Below are 20408 nucleotides of genomic sequence, written 5' to 3'. Positions count from 1 at the left end.
AGTCACATGAAAGTTGATTACTTATCTGATATCGGCCGTCAACGGTCGCAAAACCAAGACCGTGTAGCGCTACTCAAAAATGGTAAGCGTCAATTGGCGGTTATTGCTGATGGAATTGGCGGTAATCGTGGCGGTGATGTCGCAGCAGAATTAACTGTTCAGTTGCTTGGTCAAAATTTTAGCAAGAGTGCACCAAAAACGGTTAAGCATGCTAAAAAATGGTTACAAGATCAAGTTACCCTTGCTAATCAATTATTAATAAAAAAATCACATGAAAAAATTAATTACCAGGGAATGGGGACAACGATGGTAGCAGCAATTTTCCTTGGCAATGGAATTGTTGTCGTTGCAAATATTGGCGATAGCCGGGGTTATATTCTCCATGATCATGAATTAACCCAAATCACTAATGATCATTCCTTGGTAAATGAATTGGTTAAGAATGGTGATATTACCGAACAACAGGCGCGTCGGTCACCTCAAAAGAATATTATTACCCGGGCAATTGGAATTTCAGCAGATGCAGAAATTGACGTTAACGCCTTTACCTTAGAGCTCGGTGATCAATTATTACTATGTTCAGATGGTTTATCTAAAATGGTTGAACACCAAAAATTAACGGCCATTTTGTTGAATAAGGATGCGACCGTCACTGAGAAATGTCAGACGTTAGTTGAACAAGCCAACCAAGCCGGTGGCCTTGATAATATCACTGTCTTAGTCAGCGAATTTGACCAAGAAAGGGATTAATATGAAGCCCGGATACAAGCTTAATAACCGGTACCGGATTCTCCGTCCACTCGGTGAGGGTGGAATGGCAAATGTTTATTTAGCTTATGACCAGGTCCTTGAACGAAAAGTTTCAGTTAAGCTACTACGTTTAGATTTACGAGATGATCCAAAAGTTCAACGGCGATTTGAACGAGAAGCCTTAGCTGCAACCCAATTAAACGATCCCCATATTGTTGGGGTTTATGATGTTGGTGCTGACCACGGCATGCAATACATGGTCATGCAGTATGTTGAAGGAACGGACTTAAAAGCTTTTATTAAACAAAATTACCCAATTCCACTTCCACAAGTGGTTGATATTATGGAGCAAGTATTGTCTGCCGTAGAAACGGCCCACCAACACGGAATAATCCACCGGGACTTAAAACCCCAAAATATATTAATTGATGAAGATAAAAATATAAAAATTACTGACTTTGGAATTGCAATGGCATCAACTGCTAATTCGCTTACTCAAACGAATACGTTAGTTGGCTCTGTTCACTATTTGTCACCGGAACAAGCGCGCGGAAGTATTGCGACAAAACGGTCGGACATTTACTCGTTGGGGATTATTCTGTTTGAATTACTAACGGGGCATGTTCCCTTTGAAGGCGAGACAGCAGTAGCAATTGCTTTGAAACACTTTCGAGATGAGATTCCGTCGGTTCGCGATACAAATCCTGCGATTCCACAGCCATTGGCAAACGTCGTCTATAAAGCAACTGCCAAGTCACCGCAACAGCGTTATGCTAGTGCAGCTGAAATGGCTAAAGACTTGCAAACCGCATTAAATCCAGGGCGAGAAACTGAACCGCGGTTTAAGGAACATGATTCTTATGATGATGAAACACGGGTACTGGACCTGAATGAGATTAAAGTTGCTAGTCGCCAGCAAGCGACGGAAAAAGATGGTGAGAATGATGACACAAAGGCAATCACACCATTACCGAAAAAGCAGCATATTAATCGTTTGAAACTGGGATTAGGAGTTATTGCTACTTTAATTGTGATTGCCATTGCCGGATTATGGTATTTTAGTCGCCCGGTTGACGTTCCTGATTTAACTGGTCAAACTCCGGCTGAAGCGAAAACAACTCTTGCAAAACATCACCTCCGAGTTGGTAAGCTTAGTTCCTCGTTAAGCGCTACTACGCCAAAAGGTGAGGTAATTCGTTCGACAAGTGGAGATAAGGTCCGCGTTGGAAAGAAGGTTGACCTCCTAATAAGTGATGGGGTTGAACAGTGGAAAATGAAAGATCTTGTTGGGACCTCAGCGGATAACACTCAAGAACGCCTAGAAAATCTTGGCTTTACGGTTAAGGTTAAGAATGTTTATTCCGACAAAGTCGCTAAGGGTCAAGTCATTAAACAAAACGTTTCAGCTGGTGAAACAATTAAGCCAAGTCAAAAGACCGTTATTTTAACCGTAAGTAAGGGCCGAAAACAGATAAAGATTCCAAACTTTAAAAACAGGGACATTAAAGATGTCCAAGAATTTGCTAATAAGCATGGTTTACAATTAACGGAAACAAAGAAGACTTCGACTTCGATTGCAACTAATCGGGTAATGTCGCAAACCCCAAAGGCGGGGAGTACCCTAGAAGAAGGGGATACCCTTACGGTTACCGTTGCTTCATCAGGCGATCAATTAAAGACGACGAACATTCAGATTAGTATTCCTTTTGACGGTAACGGTGGTAGAAAGGAAAACCGGGTTCAGGTTTACATTAGTGATGCCTACCACAATCTAACAATGGAATACCAAGACATCACGATCAACCAAGAAACCGTAATTTATGTTCCATTTACGTTGAGAAATAATGAAACTGGTTCTTATAAAGTGATTCGGAATGGTCGGACGATTATGAGTGCCACTAATATTACGGGTTAGACTAAGGAGGTAATTTTTGAAAACTGGAATTATTCAACAATCATTAAGTGGATTTTATGATATTTTAGCTGATGACAAGGTTTATCGAACCCGGGCACGGGGAAATTTTCGAAAAAAAGGTCAAAAACCACTTGTTGGTGACCGGGTTGAATTTAGCGAGGAAGGTTACCTTTTAAAAATCTTGCCGCGGAAAAATGCCCTTGTTCGTCCTCTAGTAGCGAATGTTGATGTCGCTGTAGTGGTAACAGCGGTAACCGAGCCAGAATTTTCGGCTAATTTACTGGATCGGCAATTAGTCGCATTGGCATGGCAGGGGGTTCCAGCCTTACTGTATTTTTCTAAAACTGATTTATTAACTCCTGAAAAATATGCCACTGTCGCGAAAGTTGCGACTGGTTATCGTAATGTTGGTTATCAAGTATGGCTAGATCCCCAACCATTCGCTTCGACCACGCTAGCACAACTAACCGCTGAGTTAAAGGGGAAGGTTGTTACCATGATGGGACAGACTGGCGCTGGAAAATCAACCTTATTGAATCACCTAGTTCCAAGTTTAAATTTAAAAACGGGTGAAATTTCAAAAGCCTTAAAGCGGGGGCGCCATACGACTCGAACGGTTAGTCTATTATCGGTAAATGGGGCGTTAGTGGCTGATACACCTGGGTTTTCTTCATATGAAGATTTTCCAATGACAATTGATGATTTGCCGAATCTTTTTTATGAATTTAAAGCGTTAGCGCCACAGTGCAAGTTCCGGGGATGTCGTCATTTAAAAGAACCGGGTTGCGCCGTGAAAAGCGCGCTTGAAGATGGTAAAATAATGCAGTCGAGGTATGATGATTATTGTCAGTTTCATGATTTAATCATTAACCAAAAGCCAAATTACTAAGAGCGAGGAGAGTTTCTTATGATTAAAGTTGCACCGTCAATTTTGAGTGCTGATTACGTTAATTTGCAAAAGGATATTGAAAAGGTCGATAAGGCAGGAGCTGAATATCTTCATATTGATGTGATGGATGGGTCTTTTGTTCCAAGTATTTCTTATGGACCAAACTTTGTAAAGGCCATTCGTCCAATTACCAAGATGGTGTTGGATGTTCATTTGATGGTCCAAAACCCAGAACATATTTTGCCAGCCTTTATTGATGCTGGAGCTGATATTATTGGGGTACAGGTCGAAGCAACCCAACACATTCACCGGGCTTTGCAAATTATCAAAAACGGTGGAGTTAAGGCTGAAGTTGTTATTAATCCTGGGACGCCAGTTGAGATGATCAAGCCAGTGCTTCATATGGTTGACCAAGTTTTAGTGATGACGGTTAACCCTGGTTTTGGAGGGCAAAAGTTCCTTCCCGAAACGGTCGCAAAGATTGCGGAACTTAACCAAATTAAGCAAGAAAAGGGTTATGATTTCGACATTGAAATTGATGGTGGGGTTAACAACGAAACGGTTGTTGACTGCTACAAAGCTGGAGCCACAGTTGCAGTTGCTGGTTCATACGTTTACAATGCTGATGATCCGGCAGAACGGATTAATGCTTTAAAAGAAGCTACTAAGTAATAATTAAAGGTTGGGCCGTGGATTTGGACCAGCCTTTTTGAGATGGAGGGTGGAAATGATGCAGCCAATAAATATTATGGTTGGCGGTCCCGCAAGTGAAATTCCGCTTGATGAAATGGAGAAACATCGTGGTGAAACTTGGATTGGCGCTGACTTTGGTGCAACTTTCTTGCTAAACCACGGAATTATTCCACAAATTGCAATTGGGGATTTTGATTCAACATTTCCCAAGACCATGGAGAAGCTAAAAAATGCGGTAACTGAAATTCGTCGTTTTCCACCCCAAAAAGATTATACGGATACCCAGTTAGCAGTTAAGGTAGCGCTCACTGAATTTCAGGCTGACCAGATTAATTTGTTTGGGGCAACTGGTGGTCGATTAGATCAACTACTTTCAAACCTAATGTTTCCGTTAATGGCAGAATTTCAAGCTGTAATTCCTAAATTAGTGATTATTGATCAACAAAATGAAATGCGGTATTATTTGCCTGGTAAATATGAAATTCGAAAGCGACCAGGAATGAAATATCTGGCATTTGTTAATTTAACGGCGGTTACTGGTTTGACCCTACCGGACGAAAAATATAAGTTACAAAACTTTGACGCTAAAATTCCAATCTCCTGGTCGAGTAACGAATTTGATGGTTTAGTAAATCACTTTTCGTTTAACTCAGGAGTTGTTGCCGTAATTCAAAGCCGAGACAGCTTGGCAACAGCACCGCGCTTACGATAAAATGATAAAATTCAAGTGTCAAGTGAAAATACTTGAAAGAAAAGTATTGAAAAGTACGCATTGCTATGGTAAATTATTTAGGTGAGTTACAGCGCTTAGGCGCTACTGAGAAAATTGATGAGGAGAGGAGGGTCCCCAGATGGCTAAGGATTTTATTACCGGCAAACGGACACGCTTCGGTAACAAGCGTTCACACGCCCTGAACTCAAGTCGTCGTAGCTGGAAGCCAAACTTGCAAAAAGCAACCATTTTAGTAAATGGTAAGCCAAAGAAGGTTTACGTTTCAGCCCGTACGCTGAAGTCGGGTAAGGTTACCCGCGTTCATTAAAAAATATTGCCGTCCCCGCGGGCGGCTTATTTTTTTATTATTAAGGTAATTAGGTGAGATCAACATTAATCAAGCAAACTTTTTAAAGTTCCGCATCTATGGTAATATGATGTTGACTTTGAGAAAAAAAGGGGGCCATTTTCATGGCAGTAAAGATTAAAACAAAGGCTGGAATGATTGACATTGCAAATGATGTTATCTCCACGGTCGTTGGGGGAGCCGCCACTGATAACTATGGTGTCGTTGGAATGGCCAGTCGTAATCCATTGAAAGATGGTGTTAACTTAATTTTGCAAGGCGATAACTACAGTAAAGGAGTCGTCATTAAGCAAGATGCGAATGGAATCGCAGTGGAAGTAAATATTATTGTTGGCTTTGGCACTAAGATTTCAGAAGTTTCTAAGAGTGTTCAACAAAAAGTAAAGTATAACCTTGAATCAATGCTTGGAATTACTGCAAACAAAGTAAATGTTTGCGTCCAAGGAGTTCGGGTGTTAGGTGACGATTAGTCGATAGCTGGAGGAATTTATTTTGGTAGTTACTACAATTACTAACTTGGAATTTGGTAAGATGGTGCAAGCCGCCGCTGCTAAATTAAATCAACAGGCTGAGTTTATTAACTCCTTAAATGTTTTCCCAGTTCCAGATGGTGATACGGGAACAAATATGAGTATGTCAATGACCAGCGGAGCAAAGTACGAGCGAGAAGCCACAAGTACGGCCGTTGGTGAATTAGCATCTGCAGTTGCCAAGGGCCTTTTAATGGGAGCTCGGGGAAACTCAGGAGTTATTTTGTCGCAAATTTTTCGAGGATTTGCTAAGGGATGTGAAGCCAAGGTAACCCTAAGTGCCAAGGAATTTGTTGACGCATATGCTAATGGGGCTAAGACGGCTTACAAGGCGGTTATGAAGCCAACCGAAGGGACAATCTTAACCGTTGTCCGTGAATCAGCGCAAGCAGGTTTAAATAAGGTTAAAGAAAGTGATGATTTGGTCGTCATTTTAAAGGCAATTGTGGAAGCTGCTGATGTGGCTCTTGAAAAGACCCCTGATTTGTTACCAGTTCTTAAGGAAGTTGGTGTTGTTGATTCTGGTGGTCAAGGTCTTGCTTTTGTTCTCCATGCCTTTTATGGTGCCTTAACGGGTGAAGAAATTGAAACCGAAATTCCTGACAATGCTCAGATGGATGAAATGATTAATGCCAAGCACCATCAAAGTGCACAGGGAAAGTTAAATCCGGAAGATATCAAGTATGGCTACTGCACCCAAATGATGGTTCGCATCGGGAAGGGAAAGCAGGTTACTCAAAGGTTTGACTATAAAACTTTCTACGACTATCTTGCTAAACTTGGTGATAGCCTGTTAGTTATTAATGATGATGAAGTTGTTAAGGTACACGTGCATACTGAACATCCAGGGAAAGTTTTAACTTGGGGTCAACAATTTGGTGATCTTCAAACGGTGAAGATCGATAATATGCGGTGGCAACAAGAAGAAATCATGAAGGATGATGATCCAACGCCGGTTGAAGTAGCCCAAGAAGCTAAGGATGAAGTTCCAGCGGAAACAGCTGTGATTGCAGTTGCTTCGGGTGATGGAATTTCAAAGCTTTTGAAGAGTTTAGGAGTCACCCATGTGATTACTGGTGGGCAAACGATGAATCCAAGCATTCAAGATATCACAGATGCAATTAATCAGTCAGGTGCTAAGCAGGCTTTGGTTTTACCTGATAACGGAAACATCTTTATGGCTGCGGAGCAAGCAGCCGAAGTTGCTGAAATCCCGATTAAGATTGTTCATACTAAGACAATTGCTCAAGCAATGAGTGCTTTACTCGAATATAATCCAGAAGCAAATTTGGTGGATAACCAAAAGGCGATGGAAAGTGTACTTGAAAATGTTGCTAGTGGTGAAGTTACCGTTGCTGTTCGCGATACTCAATTAAATGGCAAGACAATTAAGAAAGATGATTACATGGGAATTGTTGATGGCAAGATTGTCGCCGTTGAAAAAACGATTGAGGATGCTGCAGAGGCAATGGTTACTTCAATGCTTGATGAAGATAGCGAAATCGTAACGATTCTTTATGGCGCTGATGGTGATCAAGCAGGGGCCGAAACTTTGAGGAAAAAGATCCTAGCTCAAGACGATGAACTTGATGTTCAAATTTATGAGGGAGATCAACCAGTATATCCATACTTAATTTCGGTCGAATAGAACCAGCTAGATTAGCAGCCGGGTGGTAAGCGAGTGTTTACAGCCCGGCTGCTTGCCGTTATAAAACTCTGCTAGGGGGTGAGACATTGAAATCATTGCAAGATCCAGTAACAACTTTAAAAGGAGTAGGACAAAAACGAGCTGAACAGTTGGCAACGCTTGGAATTGAGACAATTGAAGATTTGCTCATGCATTATCCGAGTCGTTATGATGATTTTGCACCAACTAATTTGGAAACAACGGTTGATAAGCAAAAGGTTACAATCCATGGGACCGTTGTTTCCGAACCAGTGTTAAGTCGTTTTGGCTATCGAAAAAATCGTCTTAGTTTTCGGCTCCAAACCGGTCAGCAAGTGGTGATGGTGGTATTTTTTAATCAACCTTATTTTAAAGAGCGTTTAACGTTAAATGGAGATGTGACCGTCCTGGGAACCTGGAACCAAGGTCGTCAACAAGTAATAGGGTCAAAATTATTGGTGGTTAATCCTGGTGAAGAGACGATTGGAACCATTTATCCGGCAAATAAACATGTCCGGCAGACGACGATCCGCCAATTAATCGAACTTGCTTATACCCAATATCGGAATGTGATTGCAACGCTACTCCCACTGAAAATCCGACAACGTTATCAACTATTGGATCGGGCAACGATGTTTCAATGGGTGCACTTTCCTAAAACTAGCGATCAAGCTCGCCAAGCTCGGCGAACAGCCGCCTATGAGGAGTTTTATTTATTTCAACTACGTTTACAATCGATGCGTCTCGCCCGGCGAAAGGCTGATGGTACCCAACTTCTGTACAATAACGATGAATTACGCGCTTTTATTCGAACCATTCCGTTTGAATTAACGAAGGCCCAAAAACGGGTAGTTAATGAGATTTGTCGCGATTTACGAAGTCCTTTTCAGATGAATCGTCTTTTACAAGGGGATGTTGGGAGTGGAAAGACGATTGTAGCGGCAATTGCCATTTATACCACGATCTTAACTGGCTATCAGGCTGCTTTGATGGCACCAACCGAAATTTTAGCTGCTCAGCACGCTGAAAAGTTAGCAAAAGTTTTCGAAAATACCCCAGTAAACGTTGCTTTATTGACGGGTTCTTTAACAGCTAAACAACACCAAGCTTTAGCAGACCAAATCGCAGCCGGCCAATGCAATTTAATTATTGGAACCCACGCTTTGATTCAAGATCAGGTGGAATTTGCTAATCTTGGTCTAGCAATCATCGATGAACAACACCGCTTCGGGGTTGATCAACGGAAATTGTTGCGAGAAAAAGGTGACCATCCCAATATTCTTGCCATGACGGCTACACCGATTCCCCGAACCCTTTCAATCACCGCATATGGTGAAATGGACGTTTCCGTAATTGATGAGCTACCAGCAGGACGAAAAACAATCAAGACTACCTGGCTAAAAAGCGATCAATCGGAAGCAGCATTGGACTTTTTACGGAAGCAACTCGCTCAAGGGGCGCAAGTTTATGTAGTCAGTCCCCTAATTGAAGAATCAGAAAAGTTGGATGTGCAGAATGCAACGGCTTTGTATGAGCAGTTTGCCGACCGGTTTGCTCCAAAGTACCAAGTTGGCCTGTTACATGGGCGGATGACTAATGATGAAAAAGAAGCGGTTATGGCTGATTTTCAGGCAGGTAAAATCCAAGTTCTGGTTGCCACCACGGTCATCGAGGTTGGGGTTGATAATCCAAATGCTACGGTGATGGTAATTTATGATGCTGATCGGTTTGGATTAGCACAACTTCATCAACTACGTGGTCGGGTTGGCCGGGGAGTTCGTCAATCATATTGTCTCTTAGTTGCTGATCCCAAAACGCCTGAAGGAAAAAAGCGAATGGAGACGATGGTGGAGACGACAGATGGTTTTATTGTTGCCCAGCGAGATCTTGAGTTAAGGGGATCCGGTGATGTTTTAGGAAAGAAACAATCTGGAATGCCAGATTTTAAAATTGGTGATCCAGTTGGTGACCTAAAAATGATGCAGTATGCTCGGCAAGATGCTCTTGATTTACTTGAACAGCCTGGTTGGGATCAACGTGACGAAAATCAGCCACTTGTTCTATACTTAAGAAGTCAAAATTTAAAAACTCACTTTGATTAGGGTGAGAGATGGAGGAAAAATGATGAAAATTGCAGTTGATGCAATGGGCGGCGACAATGCGCCAAAGGTGATTATCGAAGGAATTGAGCAAGCCCGGGATCAACACCCGGATCTTGAATTCATGCTGTTTGGGGATGAACAAGCGGTAAAATCGCTCATTCAAAATCAAGAACGAATTCAAATTATTCCGACTAGCCAAGAAATTGAAATGGGAGAAGAACCGGTGCGGGCAATTCGGAAAAAGAAGGATTCTTCTTTGGTTCAAGCAGCAATGGCGGTCAAGCGTGCGGATGCTGATGCCTTCTTTTCCGCTGGAAATACGGGGGCGATTTTAGCAGCTGGTTTGTTATTAATTGGTCGGATTAAGGGAATTGACCGGCCTGGCTTAACCAGTGTGTTGCCAATCGCAATACCGAATGATGAAGGAACGAAGCGGTTTATCTACCTTGATTCTGGGGCAAATGCTGAATCAAAAGAAAAAAATTTGGTTCAATTTGCGCAACTTGGTCGTTTTTATGCCCAAAAAGTTCTGGGAATTAAGAATCCACGAATTGCACTCCTTAATAACGGGGCGGAAGTTGATAAGGGTGACACCTTCCATAAAGAAGTTCACCAATTACTAGCCCAAGCGGGTGACCTGAACTTTGTTGGCAATATTGAATCAGGCGATTTACTTTATGGTAAAGCTGATGTTGTCGTTTCTGATGGTTGGACCGCCAATGCTGCTCTAAAGGCGACTGAAGGAACCGCCAAGGTGCTTTTAAAGTTAATTAAAGATGGTATTCTTGGTGGAGGGCTCCGGGCTAAATTAGGTTATTTATTCCTAAAGCCAGTCTTTAAGCAAATCGCTAAGGTAATGACGCCTTCAAACTATGGTGGGGCAGTTTTGTTGGGAATCCAAGCACCAGTAGTAAAGGCCCATGGAGCAGCCGATAAAAAAGCGGTTGTTTCTACGATTGACCAAATCTATACCATGCTTCAATCAAAGGTGGTTGATGAGACGGTTGCCTACTTTAAACCAGAAGAAGATAAGTAAACCGTGGACAAGTTGTAGAAAAACTAATAAAATAAAGAGGTTAGTTTAATTATTATCAAGAGGTTTAATGAGAATGGATAAGAAAGAAATCTTTAATCAAATTGCGGCAATTGTATCCGATCATTTTGATATTGACCGCGCAAAGATTACGGAAGATTTAAATCTTAAAACAGATTTAAACGCTGACTCAATTGACTTTGTTGAATTTGTTCTCGAAGTAGAAGATACTTTTGGGGCCCAAATTGACGATAGTGAAGCTGAAAAGTTAAGTACAATTGGCGAAGTAGTTGACTACATCGCTGCTCACCAAAAGTAAGAATGCAAAAGTTGGGTCGCGATGGAGGGAACTTCGTCGGGGCCTTTTTCTAACAATCGAATTAAGCTAGATTCAATTTGTGAGATGGGTGGAAATGTTTCGGCCTATCTCAGAGGCGAAATCGGAAAGGAAATTATGATTACAGAACTACAAGCCTATTTAAAGGATGAATTTGGAATTGACTTTAATGATCCAAGTTTATTGGCCGAAGCTTTTACCCAAGCTTCATATGTTAATGAACATCCTAAAGAACACTTAAAGTTTTACGAACGGATCGAATTTTTGGGAGATGCAGTTCTCCAATTGTTTGTTTCGGAGTACATTTATCGTCGCTATCCTGAATTACCGCAAGGACGGCTAACCCGTTTACGAGCAGCAATGGTTTGTGAGGATAGTTTTTCTAAGTTTGCCCTTGAATGTCATTTTGATCAATATATTCGCTTAGGTCATGGCGAAGAACTTGCAGGAGCAAGAAAACGACCAAGTTTATTATGTGATATTTTTGAATCTTTCATTGGTGCCTTGTACCTTGACCAGGGGCGGCCAGCAGTTGAAAAGTTTATTCAACGGGTTATTTTCCCTAAACTAGATCAAGGTTGGTTTGACCATGCTGTTGATGCTAAAACCAGCTTGCAGGAATTCTTACAACGGAATGGTGACGTTGAGATTGAATACCATCTTTTGCATGAAGGGGGGAGTGAAAACGAACCCGTCTTCACTGTTAGTGTAAGCGCTAATGGAAAGCAAATTGGTGAAGGAACTGGTTCGTCTAAAAAGCATGCAGAAATGGCCGCAGCGCAAGTAGCATTACAAGCGTTACGGCAAATTAAAAAGTAGGGGAATTAAATGCGATTAATTTCACTAGAAGTCGATGGATTTAAATCCTTCGCCGAAAAAACGGTAATTAAATTTCAGCCTGGAGTAACTGGGATCATTGGGCCAAATGGTAGTGGAAAAAGTAACGTCATTGAAGCCATCCGGTGGGTAATGGGTGAACAATCAGCCAAAAGCCTTCGGGGTGAAAAAATGGTCGATGTAATCTTTAATGGTGCAAAAGACCGGGCCCCTTTAAATCGGGCAGTGGTTAAACTAACCTTAGACAATAGTGACCATTTTCTAAACACCCCATATACTGAAGTGACGGTTACCCGAAAATTATTCCGTTCAGGTGAGAGTGAGTATCTCATTAACGGCCAAAATGTCCGGTTAAAAGATTTAGTTAACCTGTTTATTGAATCTGGAATTGGGAAAGAATCGTTTGCGGTTATTTCTCAGGGCCGGGTTTCCGAAATTTTTAACGGTAAGCCAAGTGATCGACGGAAAATGATTGAGGCAATTGCTGGGGTTGGTAAATATAAAGCCGACAAGGAAACTGCTCAAAAACGGTTGACTGAAACAAATAATAATTTGAACCGGGTTAACGATATTATCCATGAGTTAAAGCAACGCTTAGATCCGTTGGAAGAACAAAGTGCTCTTGCCCAGGATTATTTAGCTCAGAAGCAAAAGCTTGATCAATTTGATCGAACAGCAACAGTCCGAGAAATTCTAGGGGCTCAAGAACAACTTAAGCAAGTTCGAGCTGAAAAAGTAGCAGCTGAAAAACTTGCAGCTGATTACGAAAAACGAGTCCATGCGGCCAATGCGATGACGACCCAACTTCAACAGCAACGACAAGCCTTGATTAAGCAAAAGGATCTTGTTCAAGCCAAGGTATTGCAATTAACGCAGGGTCTTGGTGAATTACAAAATAGTCAATCGCTCGCCCAGGTAAAACGGGAACAGCAAGATCGGGAGTTAGATCGGCTAAAAAAAGAAGCAAGGGCAATTCAAGAAAAAATCGAGCAAGTTAATGAACAGTTAACAGCGGTACAAAAGACAGTCACCGATCATCACAAGAAGGTAAATCAAGCTGAAGTTAATTTGAATGGTTTGGGCCTAAAAGACGCTCAAACCCGGCAAGCAAAGTTACGGGAAGAAGTGGCTGACTTACGTGAGCAACAAGTTGATCAATTACAACAATTAACGACCTTGCATAATCAGCAAACCTTCTTAAAGCAATCGCAAAGTCGTGGTCAAAACCAAGCTGATCAGGTTCAGGCTGATTTAACGATGCATAAAAGACAACTCGGTAAGCTTGAGGGGGAGTTAGCTGACCAAAAGAACGCTGTTCGAAAGCAAGTAGAACATTTAATAAGTGCCAAGGATGCAGTTGAAGCTTTGCAAACTGAACTAACGCAAGTTCAACGAAAATATGAGCAAGCGCAAAAAGATTGGTATCAATCATTGGGTACTTTGCATTCTCAAGAAGCGCGAGTTAAGAACTATCAAGCAATGGCAGCTGATTATACCGGTTACTTTTATGGTGTTCAAAATGTGCTACGAAATCGTGAACAATTTAAAGGTTTATTCGGGCCGGTTAGTGAGCTCATCACGGTTCCAAAACAGTATACGCAAGCGATTGAAACTGTCTTGGGTAGTCAGCTTCAACAATTAGTTGTTGATAGCCAACAAACTGGGAAAGCAATTATTACTTACCTCACTCGGACGAGAAGCGGTCGGGTAACAATTTTGCCACTTGATACTTTACGGGGCGGATTTGTTCCCCCGGTTTATCAAACTGTTGCTAACCACCCAGGAGTATTGGGACGAGCAATGGAACTCATTCAGTTTGCACCTAAGTTTGAGGTTGTAATGTCGCATTTACTAGCTACGACGGTGGTTGTTGATAATTTGGATCATGCAACCGAGGTTGCTCGTCAAAGCCGCCATCAACTCCGGATCGTTACCCTCGCAGGTGAAATGATTAATGCTAGTGGGGCAATGACTGGGGGAAAGGCAAAACAACAAAAGGTCGGTCTCTTGACGCAAAAAGAACGACAACAAGAATTTGAAGTTGCAGTCGATGCAGCCAAAGAGGCTAGCCAAAAAGCTGAGGTGATGGTTCATACCCTCCAAACAAAACGGCAAACTATCCAATCTCAAGGAAATCAAGCAGTTGAAAATGTTCAAAATATACAATTGGCCTTAGAAAATGATCGTAATCAGCTTAACGCCATACAAAATCGGGTTACGACGCTTAAGCGCCAAATTGAAGCCTTGAAATTGCAAACCAATCAGCGCGATACGGAACATAACCAATTTGAAAGTGAGTATCGGTCAACGCAGGTGGCAGCTGAAAAACTAGAAGATCAATTAGCCCAAACAAAGCAAATAATTGCTGATAAAGAGGCTTTGATTAATAAGTTAGCTAATGAATCGGCGGACCAAGCTGAAAATCGGCATCATTTTGAACAGGCGCTTGCAGTTGAAAAAGAACGGTTAAGTCAAGCTAAGCGTGAAGCCAAGACGACTGAAGCTAGAATGGTAGCTTATCAAGAACAGCTAGTAGCGATTAAACAACAAATTGAAAAGCAAACAACTGACTTGACACGGGTTAAACCAGCGAGTCAAACTGAAATCACAACGGCCAAACAAGAATTAAAGATTCAGCAAGCGGTAGTTACTAAAATTGATCAACAACTTGATGTTCTTGAAGGTAAATTGGGGGATGCAACCGCAGAAAATGAACGGTTACAAAACTTGATGCGAATTGCGTATGATGATTTAACGCGAATTAACGAGCATCGTCTAAAATTAGAAACGCAAATCGATCAAGGTCAAAACCATTTGCAGGAGCAATACCAAGAAACGCTTACTGCCGCTCAAGCCCAAGTGATTGATATCCCAGAAGAAGAATTGCATCGCCAAGTCAAGCTCTTAAAGCGGGGGCTGGATGAACTAGGTGAAGTTAATGTTGCCTCAATTAATGAGTATCAAGCCGTTAAAGAACGCTATGATTTCTTAACTGGTCAACGAGCAGATCTGCAAGATGCAGAAACTCAATTGAAGCAAACGATGGACCAGATGGATCGAGAGGTTAAAGAGCGATTTAATAAAACATTCACTGAGCTTTCGACCGCTTTTGAAACGACCTTTAAGCAGGTTTTTGCTGGTGGCCAAGCAAAATTAATTTTAACGGATCCACATGATCTGCTTGAGACTGGGGTTGACATCTACGCACAACCACCAGGTAAAAAGAATCAACAACTAAGTTTGCTTTCGGGGGGCGAAAAAGCCTTAACTGCATTGGCCTTGTTATTTGCAATTCTAAAGATTCATCCAGTTCCATTTGCTATCTTAGATGAACCTGAAGCTGCACTTGACGATGTTAATGTTGATCGATTTGCTACTTACCTTGATCGTTTTGGTGATCAAGGTCCACAATTTATCGTAATTACTCACCGGAAAGGGACCATGGTAAATGCCGATGTCTTATATGGGGTAACAATGCAGGAATCAGGAGTATCAAAGGTGATTACTGTTAATGTTGATGAGACCCTCCGAACTGCTCAAACGAAGTAAGGAAGTGAAATAATGGGATTATTTGATATCTTTCGGCGGAAGAAGAAAACTGAAAACGAAGAAGTCACACCTAAGAAAGAAAATGAACAAGTTAAATCTACGACGGCTTCTGAACATGAAAATAGTGAAGGGACCACGGTAAAACAAGGGAATGAACCCCAAACTGCGCCAGCAATTGAATCAGAAGCACAATCTGCAACTGATGAAGAACCCCAAAAGGAAGGCGAAGAAGAAAAAAACGCGAGTGCTAATGGGGAAGACCAGTTAGTCGATCAGCCAGCTGAAACTAAATCAGTTAGTGATGAAGTTGATGAGCACTTTGAAACTAATTCAGCGATTTCAGAACCTAATCAGGTTGAACCTAAAGCAAACGAAATTGAGAAACAAACTGCAGCGACGCTAACTGCTGAAAAAGTAAGTGGTGAAATTAACCGTGAAACGCCAGCGGACATAGCCCCGGTAGTCGAAAATGAACAAGTTTCAGGTGAGAGCAAGACTGAGACTGAAGCTGAAGAAGAACCTTCAACGTCTACTAGCGACACCGATGAAACTGAGACACCTACTGAAGAAAGTCGGGTTGATGAAAAATACGATCGTGGTTTAGAAAAGTCGCGGAGTGGTTTTGGTGCGCGGCTAAATAAGTTCTTAGCTAACTTCCGGCATGTTGACGAGGACTTCTTTGAAGACCTCGAAGATTTATTAATTGAGTCTGATGTCGGTTATGAAATGGCAATGCAACTTTCAGATTCCTTGCGAGAAGAAGTTAAATTACAAAATGCCAAATCGAAGCAAGATGTTTCAAACGTAATTATTGAAAAAATGGTTGAGTTATACGAAGCTGCCGGTGAAAATGAAAAAGTTGGGATTAATTTTGCTTCAGCAGGGCCAACGGTAATTATGTTTGTCGGAGTGAACGGTGCTGGTAAGACAACTACCATTGGTAAGATGGCAGCGGCTTTTAAACGCGAAGGGAAAAAAGTCTTGTTAGCAGCGGCTGATACTTTCCGGGCTGGAGCAACGGAACAATTAGCGGTTTGGGCTAAACGTGATGGTGTTGATATTGTAACTGGTCCTGAAAAGGGTGATCCGGCTGCCGTCGTTTTTGATGGAGTTAAAAAGGCCAAGGAAGAAGACTACGATGTCTTGTTTGTTGACACTGCGGGACGGCTGCAAAATAAAGTTAACTTAATGAATGAGCTAGCAAAAATGAAGAAGATCTTAACCCGGGAAATTCCGGATGCCCCCCATGAAGTTTTACTTGTCTTAGATGCAACGACCGGGCAAAATGCGTTGAATCAAGCTAAAATTTTTAAAGAAAATACTGATGTTACCGGAATTGTCTTAACTAAGCTTGATGGAACAGCTCGTGGGGGGATTGTTTTAGCAATCCGCAATGAGCTTCATTTACCAGTTAAGTATGTTGGGCTTGGGGAAAAAGTAGATGATCTTCAAACTTTTGATCCAGCCGAATTTGTTTATGGGCTCTTTAAAGGCTTGGTTGTCACTAAATAAAGGAGGGTTATTCCATGGAGCTTGAGAAAAATGAGCGGGTGAATGCTTTGTTTGCATTTTACCAACCCCTTTTAACGAAAAAGCAAAATGAATATCTTGAACTCTATTATGTGGACGACTACTCACTTGGTGAAATTGCTGAAGAATTCGGGGTTTCACGCCAAGCAGTTTATGATAATATTAAACGGACCGAAAAGATTTTAAATGGTTATGAAACAAAGTTAGGATTGTTAGCAGAATTTACTGCCCGTAATCATCAGTTTGACCAATTACAGGCTTATGTTAAAGCTCACTATCCCCAAGATCAAAAACTCAATCAATTAGTTGCAGGATTAGCAACCTTAGAAGAGGAGTAAGTAAATGGCATTTGAAGGATTAACAGAACGCCTCCAAAAGGCGATGGAGAAGTTACGAAAGAAGCCGAAGGTTACCGATGCCGATCTGCGAGAAACCATGCGCGAAATTCGGTTGGCCTTACTGGAAGCCGACGTTAACTTCGCAGTTGTAAAGGACTTTGTTAAAAAGGTCCGTGAAAAGGCAACCGGGGCGGAAGTTCTTAAGGGGCTAAACCCAGCCCAACAAATTGTTAAAATCGTTAATGAAGAATTAACGGTAATGATGGGGGAGACTGCAGTTGCCTTGGAAAAGGCTCCTCATATTCCAACCGTAATCATGATGGTTGGGCTTCAAGGGGCTGGGAAAACGACCACGGCTGGGAAATTAGCCTTAAAATTAAAGGAAGAAGAACATGCGCGGCCATTAATGATTGCAGCTGACGTCTACCGCCCAGCTGCCATTACACAATTACAACAAGTAGCGGACTCAATTGATGTTCCAGTTTTTGAAGAAGGAACGAACGTTGATCCAGTTCAAATTGTTAAGGACGGGATGGATCAGGCCCATGCTAACCATAACGATTACGTGTTAATTGATACGGCCGGGCGGTTACAAATTGACGAGAAGTTGATGGATGAGTTGGCTCAGATTAAGGAATTAACTCATCCAAATGAAATCTTGTTAGTTGTTGATGCCATGACGGGGCAAAACGCAGTTAATACGGCCGAAGGTTTTAATGACCAACTAGATATTACCGGGGTGGTTTTAACTAAGCTTGATGGTGATACCCGCGGTGGGGCTGCCATGTCAATTCGGGCAGTCACGGGGAAACCAATTAAGTTTGTCGGTGAAGGGGAAAAGATGACCGATTTGGATGTCTTCCACCCAGACCGGATGGCTTCTCGGATTTTGGGCATGGGGGATATGCTTTCCCTAATTGAAAAGGCCCAAAAGAACTTTGATGAAGAACAAGCTCAAGAAACCATGGAAAAGATGCGAGAAAACACCTTTGATTACAATGATTTCTTGGCGCAAATGGATCAAGTTACTAAGATGGGACCAATGGAAAATCTGTTAAAGATGATCCCAGGGATGGCTAACAATCCAGCCTTACAAAACGTTAACTTGGATCCAAAGCAATTTGCCCATATTAAGGCGATTATTTTATCTATGACGCCAGAGGAACGTCAAAATCCTGATTTGATGAATCCAAGTCGGCGGCGTCGGTTAGCCGCTGGTTCGGGGCGGCCAATTGTGGAAGTCAACCGTATGATTAAGCAATTTAATCAAATGCGGAAGATGATGAAGCAAGTTACGAACGGTAATTTTAATGGTCTCCAAAACCTAATGGGTGGCCAAATGCCCGGTGGTAAGATGGGGCAAATGGCGATGAACCAGATGGCACGGCGGATGAAAAAACAGAAACAAAAGCGAATGAAGGCCTTAAGAAAGGCGCGGAAAAAGCGAAAATAATTAAAGAGGTCGGGAAAAAAGCTCCTTGACGGCCTGGTTGGGATAAGAAGGACGAAGGTTGATTCATTAGAATCGACCTTTCGTTCGCACTTATCCGCTAAGGCCGTGCTTTTTGACCTTAGTTACTGAGTAACATTCGGAGATGACAAAGAGACCGGGAAGAAGCATAAGTTTCTTCCCGGTCTCTTTTTTAATACGTTCAATATTAATTTAGCTATAATTGCTTGGCTGAGATTTGAATTTCGTTTGGACCAACAGTGATCACTTGGCCGGCTTCTTCAGTAAAATCCAACGTAAGCGGTGAATAACGACACGTCTATTAATCATATGGCTAACCCCCTATACTGAAGACATCAAATCTCAGTTAGGGGGTTATCTTTGTATGGAAGAAAAACAAGACATTGTAGAAACAATTTTCAAAAGTAAGGCCACACCGGCTACTAAACCGCTGAAACGATCTCATCGATCGATAGAATTAAACGTTAAACATATCCGCTTGACTCTTTTTCAAGGAGTCGACTCCGAATTAGCGGCAAAAATCATTACTACGGTGCTGGACCATGTTAGTTAATTGGACTGCCCCTGATCATGTTTACCTCGTTTGTGGTAAAACTGACCTTCGGAAAGGTATCGATGGTTTAGCAATGATCGTTGCAGAAAATTATGGGCTGGATATTTACGATAATTCACTATTTTTGTTCTGTGGAACACGGAGTGATCGCTTTAAGGGATTGTACTGGGATGGTGAAGGCTTCATTTTACTCTATAAAAGGTATGAAAATGGCCACCTTCGTTGGCCGCGTCATGGTCAAGAAGCTAAGTTACTGACAAGGAGACAAATTAAGGAATTACTAGTCGGGATAAACCCGATTCCACCACGGAGCGTGAGCCCCGCTAAGACGGGAATTTTCTATTAAATCAGGGCTTTTCTTACACCAAATTTTTGATATAATGCTGGAAGATCATATTAAGGAGGTGACGCACGATGACTCCAGCAGAAAAAGAAAATCAGGAATTGAAAGCTCGGTTAAAGAAGGCTTTGGAACGAAACGAAGAACTTGAAGAAATGGTCCGTCAACTGCAACGGATGATTTTTGGAAAAAAAACTGAAAAATTCGAGACCGTTGTAAAAGGACAAGGGTCTCTATTTGATGATGAACAGTTAGCTGCCTTAGTTGATAGTGATATCGACTTGACGGAGACTGAAGTAACTGAAATTGAAGTTATTGAAAAGAAAAAGGTAGTGCGTCACCAGGAACGAAAGAATTCTCAGGGACGGGCTGCTTTTTTGGACTCTTTACCACAAGTTGAGGAGCTCACCCCGCTCGAAGATACCCAATGTCCAACTTGTCAGCACGAAATGAACAAGATTGGTAAGCGAGTAAATAGTCGTGAAGTCGAACTTATTCCACCACAACTTCGTTGTATTAACCATTGTCAGGAAACTTATAAGTGTCAAGAATGCGAGAAGAAGACTGGCGAAACGGTAATTAAAAGTAGTAAAACACCACAATTATTACTCCCCCATAGCTTAGTATCTGGTAGTATTCTGGCTGAAGTAGCTAATTATAAGTTTAATCTGGCAGTACCAATTCATCGCCAAAAGAAGATTTGGGAACGGCTGGGATTGCCAGTAAATAAATCATCACTTGTCAGAAGTGTTATTTCAGTATCAGAGACGTACCTTGAACCACTGGTTAACCTAAT

General features: G+C 41.8%; 19 protein-coding genes. All 19 read left to right on the top strand.

Going from position 1 to position 20408, the window contains the following annotated elements; translation table 11 throughout:
• Positions 1-6: 6 nt before the first annotated feature.
• Entirely contained in the window at positions 7-750 is a 744-nt protein-coding gene (locus tag H5993_RS00995; protein WP_180869808.1) for a Stp1/IreP family PP2C-type Ser/Thr phosphatase, read from the top strand.
• Position 751: 1 nt separating this feature from the next.
• Positions 752-2665 carry a Stk1 family PASTA domain-containing Ser/Thr kinase gene (pknB, locus tag H5993_RS00990; protein ID WP_204775880.1) on the top strand — a complete coding sequence of 638 codons (1914 nt, stop codon included), beginning with the start codon at positions 752-754 and terminating at the stop codon, positions 2663-2665.
• A 16-nt stretch (positions 2666-2681) separates the two neighbouring features.
• Positions 2682-3554: a ribosome small subunit-dependent GTPase A gene (rsgA, locus tag H5993_RS00985; protein ID WP_204775879.1), complete on the top strand. Its 873-nt coding sequence runs from the start codon at positions 2682-2684 to the stop codon at positions 3552-3554.
• An 18-nt stretch (positions 3555-3572) separates the two neighbouring features.
• Positions 3573-4226, top strand: coding sequence for a ribulose-phosphate 3-epimerase (gene rpe, locus H5993_RS00980; RefSeq protein WP_204775878.1), 654 nt, complete (start codon positions 3573-3575; stop codon positions 4224-4226).
• A gap of 58 nt (positions 4227-4284) precedes the next feature.
• Positions 4285-4959 (top strand): thiamine diphosphokinase, encoded by a 675-nt coding sequence (locus H5993_RS00975; protein WP_204775923.1) that lies wholly within the window; start codon positions 4285-4287, stop codon positions 4957-4959.
• 139 nt (positions 4960-5098) lie between these two features.
• Positions 5099-5287 carry a 50S ribosomal protein L28 gene (gene rpmB, locus H5993_RS00970; protein WP_180869799.1) on the top strand — a complete coding sequence of 63 codons (189 nt, stop codon included), beginning with the start codon at positions 5099-5101 and terminating at the stop codon, positions 5285-5287.
• Between the two features lie 143 nt (positions 5288-5430).
• Positions 5431-5796 (top strand): Asp23/Gls24 family envelope stress response protein, encoded by a 366-nt coding sequence (locus tag H5993_RS00965; protein ID WP_204775877.1) that lies wholly within the window; start codon positions 5431-5433, stop codon positions 5794-5796.
• Between the two features lie 22 nt (positions 5797-5818).
• Complete coding sequence (locus H5993_RS00960) at positions 5819-7504, top strand: DAK2 domain-containing protein (protein ID WP_204775876.1); 1686 nt, start codon at positions 5819-5821, stop codon at positions 7502-7504.
• A gap of 86 nt (positions 7505-7590) precedes the next feature.
• Positions 7591-9624: an ATP-dependent DNA helicase RecG gene (gene recG, locus H5993_RS00955; RefSeq protein WP_204775875.1), complete on the top strand. Its 2034-nt coding sequence runs from the start codon at positions 7591-7593 to the stop codon at positions 9622-9624.
• A gap of 22 nt (positions 9625-9646) precedes the next feature.
• Positions 9647-10660 (top strand): phosphate acyltransferase PlsX, encoded by a 1014-nt coding sequence (gene plsX / locus H5993_RS00950; protein ID WP_204775874.1) that lies wholly within the window; start codon positions 9647-9649, stop codon positions 10658-10660.
• 73 nt (positions 10661-10733) lie between these two features.
• Positions 10734-10976, top strand: a complete 243-nt coding sequence (gene acpP / locus H5993_RS00945) for an acyl carrier protein (protein ID WP_180869789.1) — start codon at positions 10734-10736, stop codon at positions 10974-10976.
• Positions 10977-11111: 135 nt separating this feature from the next.
• Positions 11112-11813 carry a ribonuclease III gene (gene rnc / locus H5993_RS00940; protein ID WP_180869787.1) on the top strand — a complete coding sequence of 234 codons (702 nt, stop codon included), beginning with the start codon at positions 11112-11114 and terminating at the stop codon, positions 11811-11813.
• Between the two features lie 9 nt (positions 11814-11822).
• A complete protein-coding gene (gene smc / locus H5993_RS00935; RefSeq protein ID WP_204775873.1) occupies positions 11823-15380 on the top strand; it encodes a chromosome segregation protein SMC in 3558 nt (1185 codons plus the stop codon).
• A 12-nt stretch (positions 15381-15392) separates the two neighbouring features.
• Complete coding sequence (gene ftsY, locus H5993_RS00930) at positions 15393-16892, top strand: signal recognition particle-docking protein FtsY (protein ID WP_204775872.1); 1500 nt, start codon at positions 15393-15395, stop codon at positions 16890-16892.
• A gap of 14 nt (positions 16893-16906) precedes the next feature.
• Positions 16907-17248 carry a putative DNA-binding protein gene (locus H5993_RS00925; RefSeq protein WP_204775871.1) on the top strand — a complete coding sequence of 114 codons (342 nt, stop codon included), beginning with the start codon at positions 16907-16909 and terminating at the stop codon, positions 17246-17248.
• 4 nt (positions 17249-17252) lie between these two features.
• The gene (gene ffh, locus H5993_RS00920; protein WP_204775870.1) at positions 17253-18701 is read left to right on the top strand and encodes a signal recognition particle protein; all 1449 of its coding nucleotides are present in this window, start codon (positions 17253-17255) and stop codon (positions 18699-18701) included.
• 382 nt (positions 18702-19083) lie between these two features.
• Positions 19084-19272: a hypothetical protein gene (locus tag H5993_RS00915; protein WP_056994980.1), complete on the top strand. Its 189-nt coding sequence runs from the start codon at positions 19084-19086 to the stop codon at positions 19270-19272.
• Positions 19262-19618, top strand: a complete 357-nt coding sequence (gene tnpB, locus H5993_RS00910) for an IS66 family insertion sequence element accessory protein TnpB (RefSeq protein ID WP_098035604.1) — start codon at positions 19262-19264, stop codon at positions 19616-19618. Before H5993_RS00915 ends, tnpB begins: the two co-directional genes overlap by 11 nt.
• A 68-nt stretch (positions 19619-19686) precedes the next feature.
• Positions 19687-20408 (top strand): IS66 family transposase (locus H5993_RS00905; RefSeq protein WP_239457929.1); only part of this gene is annotated, 722 nt, incomplete at its 3' end.

The organism is Limosilactobacillus alvi (genome assembly GCF_016900115.1).
Classification (GTDB): Bacteria; Bacillota; Bacilli; order Lactobacillales; family Lactobacillaceae; genus Limosilactobacillus; species Limosilactobacillus alvi.
Note: the sequence above shows the minus strand (reverse complement) of the source record. Positions and strands in the feature narration are given on the sequence as shown.

Coding starts and splice junctions, on each gene's coding strand:
- H5993_RS00995 (WP_180869808.1), top strand. CDS start 7: ATGAAAGTTGATTACTTATCTGATATCGGCCGTCAACGGTCGCAAAAC.
- pknB (WP_204775880.1), top strand. CDS start 752: ATGAAGCCCGGATACAAGCTTAATAACCGGTACCGGATTCTCCGTCCA.
- rpe (WP_204775878.1), top strand. CDS start 3,573: ATGATTAAAGTTGCACCGTCAATTTTGAGTGCTGATTACGTTAATTTG.
- H5993_RS00975 (WP_204775923.1), top strand. CDS start 4,285: ATGCAGCCAATAAATATTATGGTTGGCGGTCCCGCAAGTGAAATTCCG.
- rpmB (WP_180869799.1), top strand. CDS start 5,099: ATGGCTAAGGATTTTATTACCGGCAAACGGACACGCTTCGGTAACAAG.
- H5993_RS00965 (WP_204775877.1), top strand. CDS start 5,431: ATGGCAGTAAAGATTAAAACAAAGGCTGGAATGATTGACATTGCAAAT.
- plsX (WP_204775874.1), top strand. CDS start 9,647: ATGAAAATTGCAGTTGATGCAATGGGCGGCGACAATGCGCCAAAGGTG.
- acpP (WP_180869789.1), top strand. CDS start 10,734: ATGGATAAGAAAGAAATCTTTAATCAAATTGCGGCAATTGTATCCGAT.
- rnc (WP_180869787.1), top strand. CDS start 11,112: ATGATTACAGAACTACAAGCCTATTTAAAGGATGAATTTGGAATTGAC.
- smc (WP_204775873.1), top strand. CDS start 11,823: ATGCGATTAATTTCACTAGAAGTCGATGGATTTAAATCCTTCGCCGAA.
- ftsY (WP_204775872.1), top strand. CDS start 15,393: ATGGGATTATTTGATATCTTTCGGCGGAAGAAGAAAACTGAAAACGAA.
- H5993_RS00925 (WP_204775871.1), top strand. CDS start 16,907: ATGGAGCTTGAGAAAAATGAGCGGGTGAATGCTTTGTTTGCATTTTAC.
- ffh (WP_204775870.1), top strand. CDS start 17,253: ATGGCATTTGAAGGATTAACAGAACGCCTCCAAAAGGCGATGGAGAAG.
- H5993_RS00915 (WP_056994980.1), top strand. CDS start 19,084: ATGGAAGAAAAACAAGACATTGTAGAAACAATTTTCAAAAGTAAGGCC.
- tnpB (WP_098035604.1), top strand. CDS start 19,262: ATGTTAGTTAATTGGACTGCCCCTGATCATGTTTACCTCGTTTGTGGT.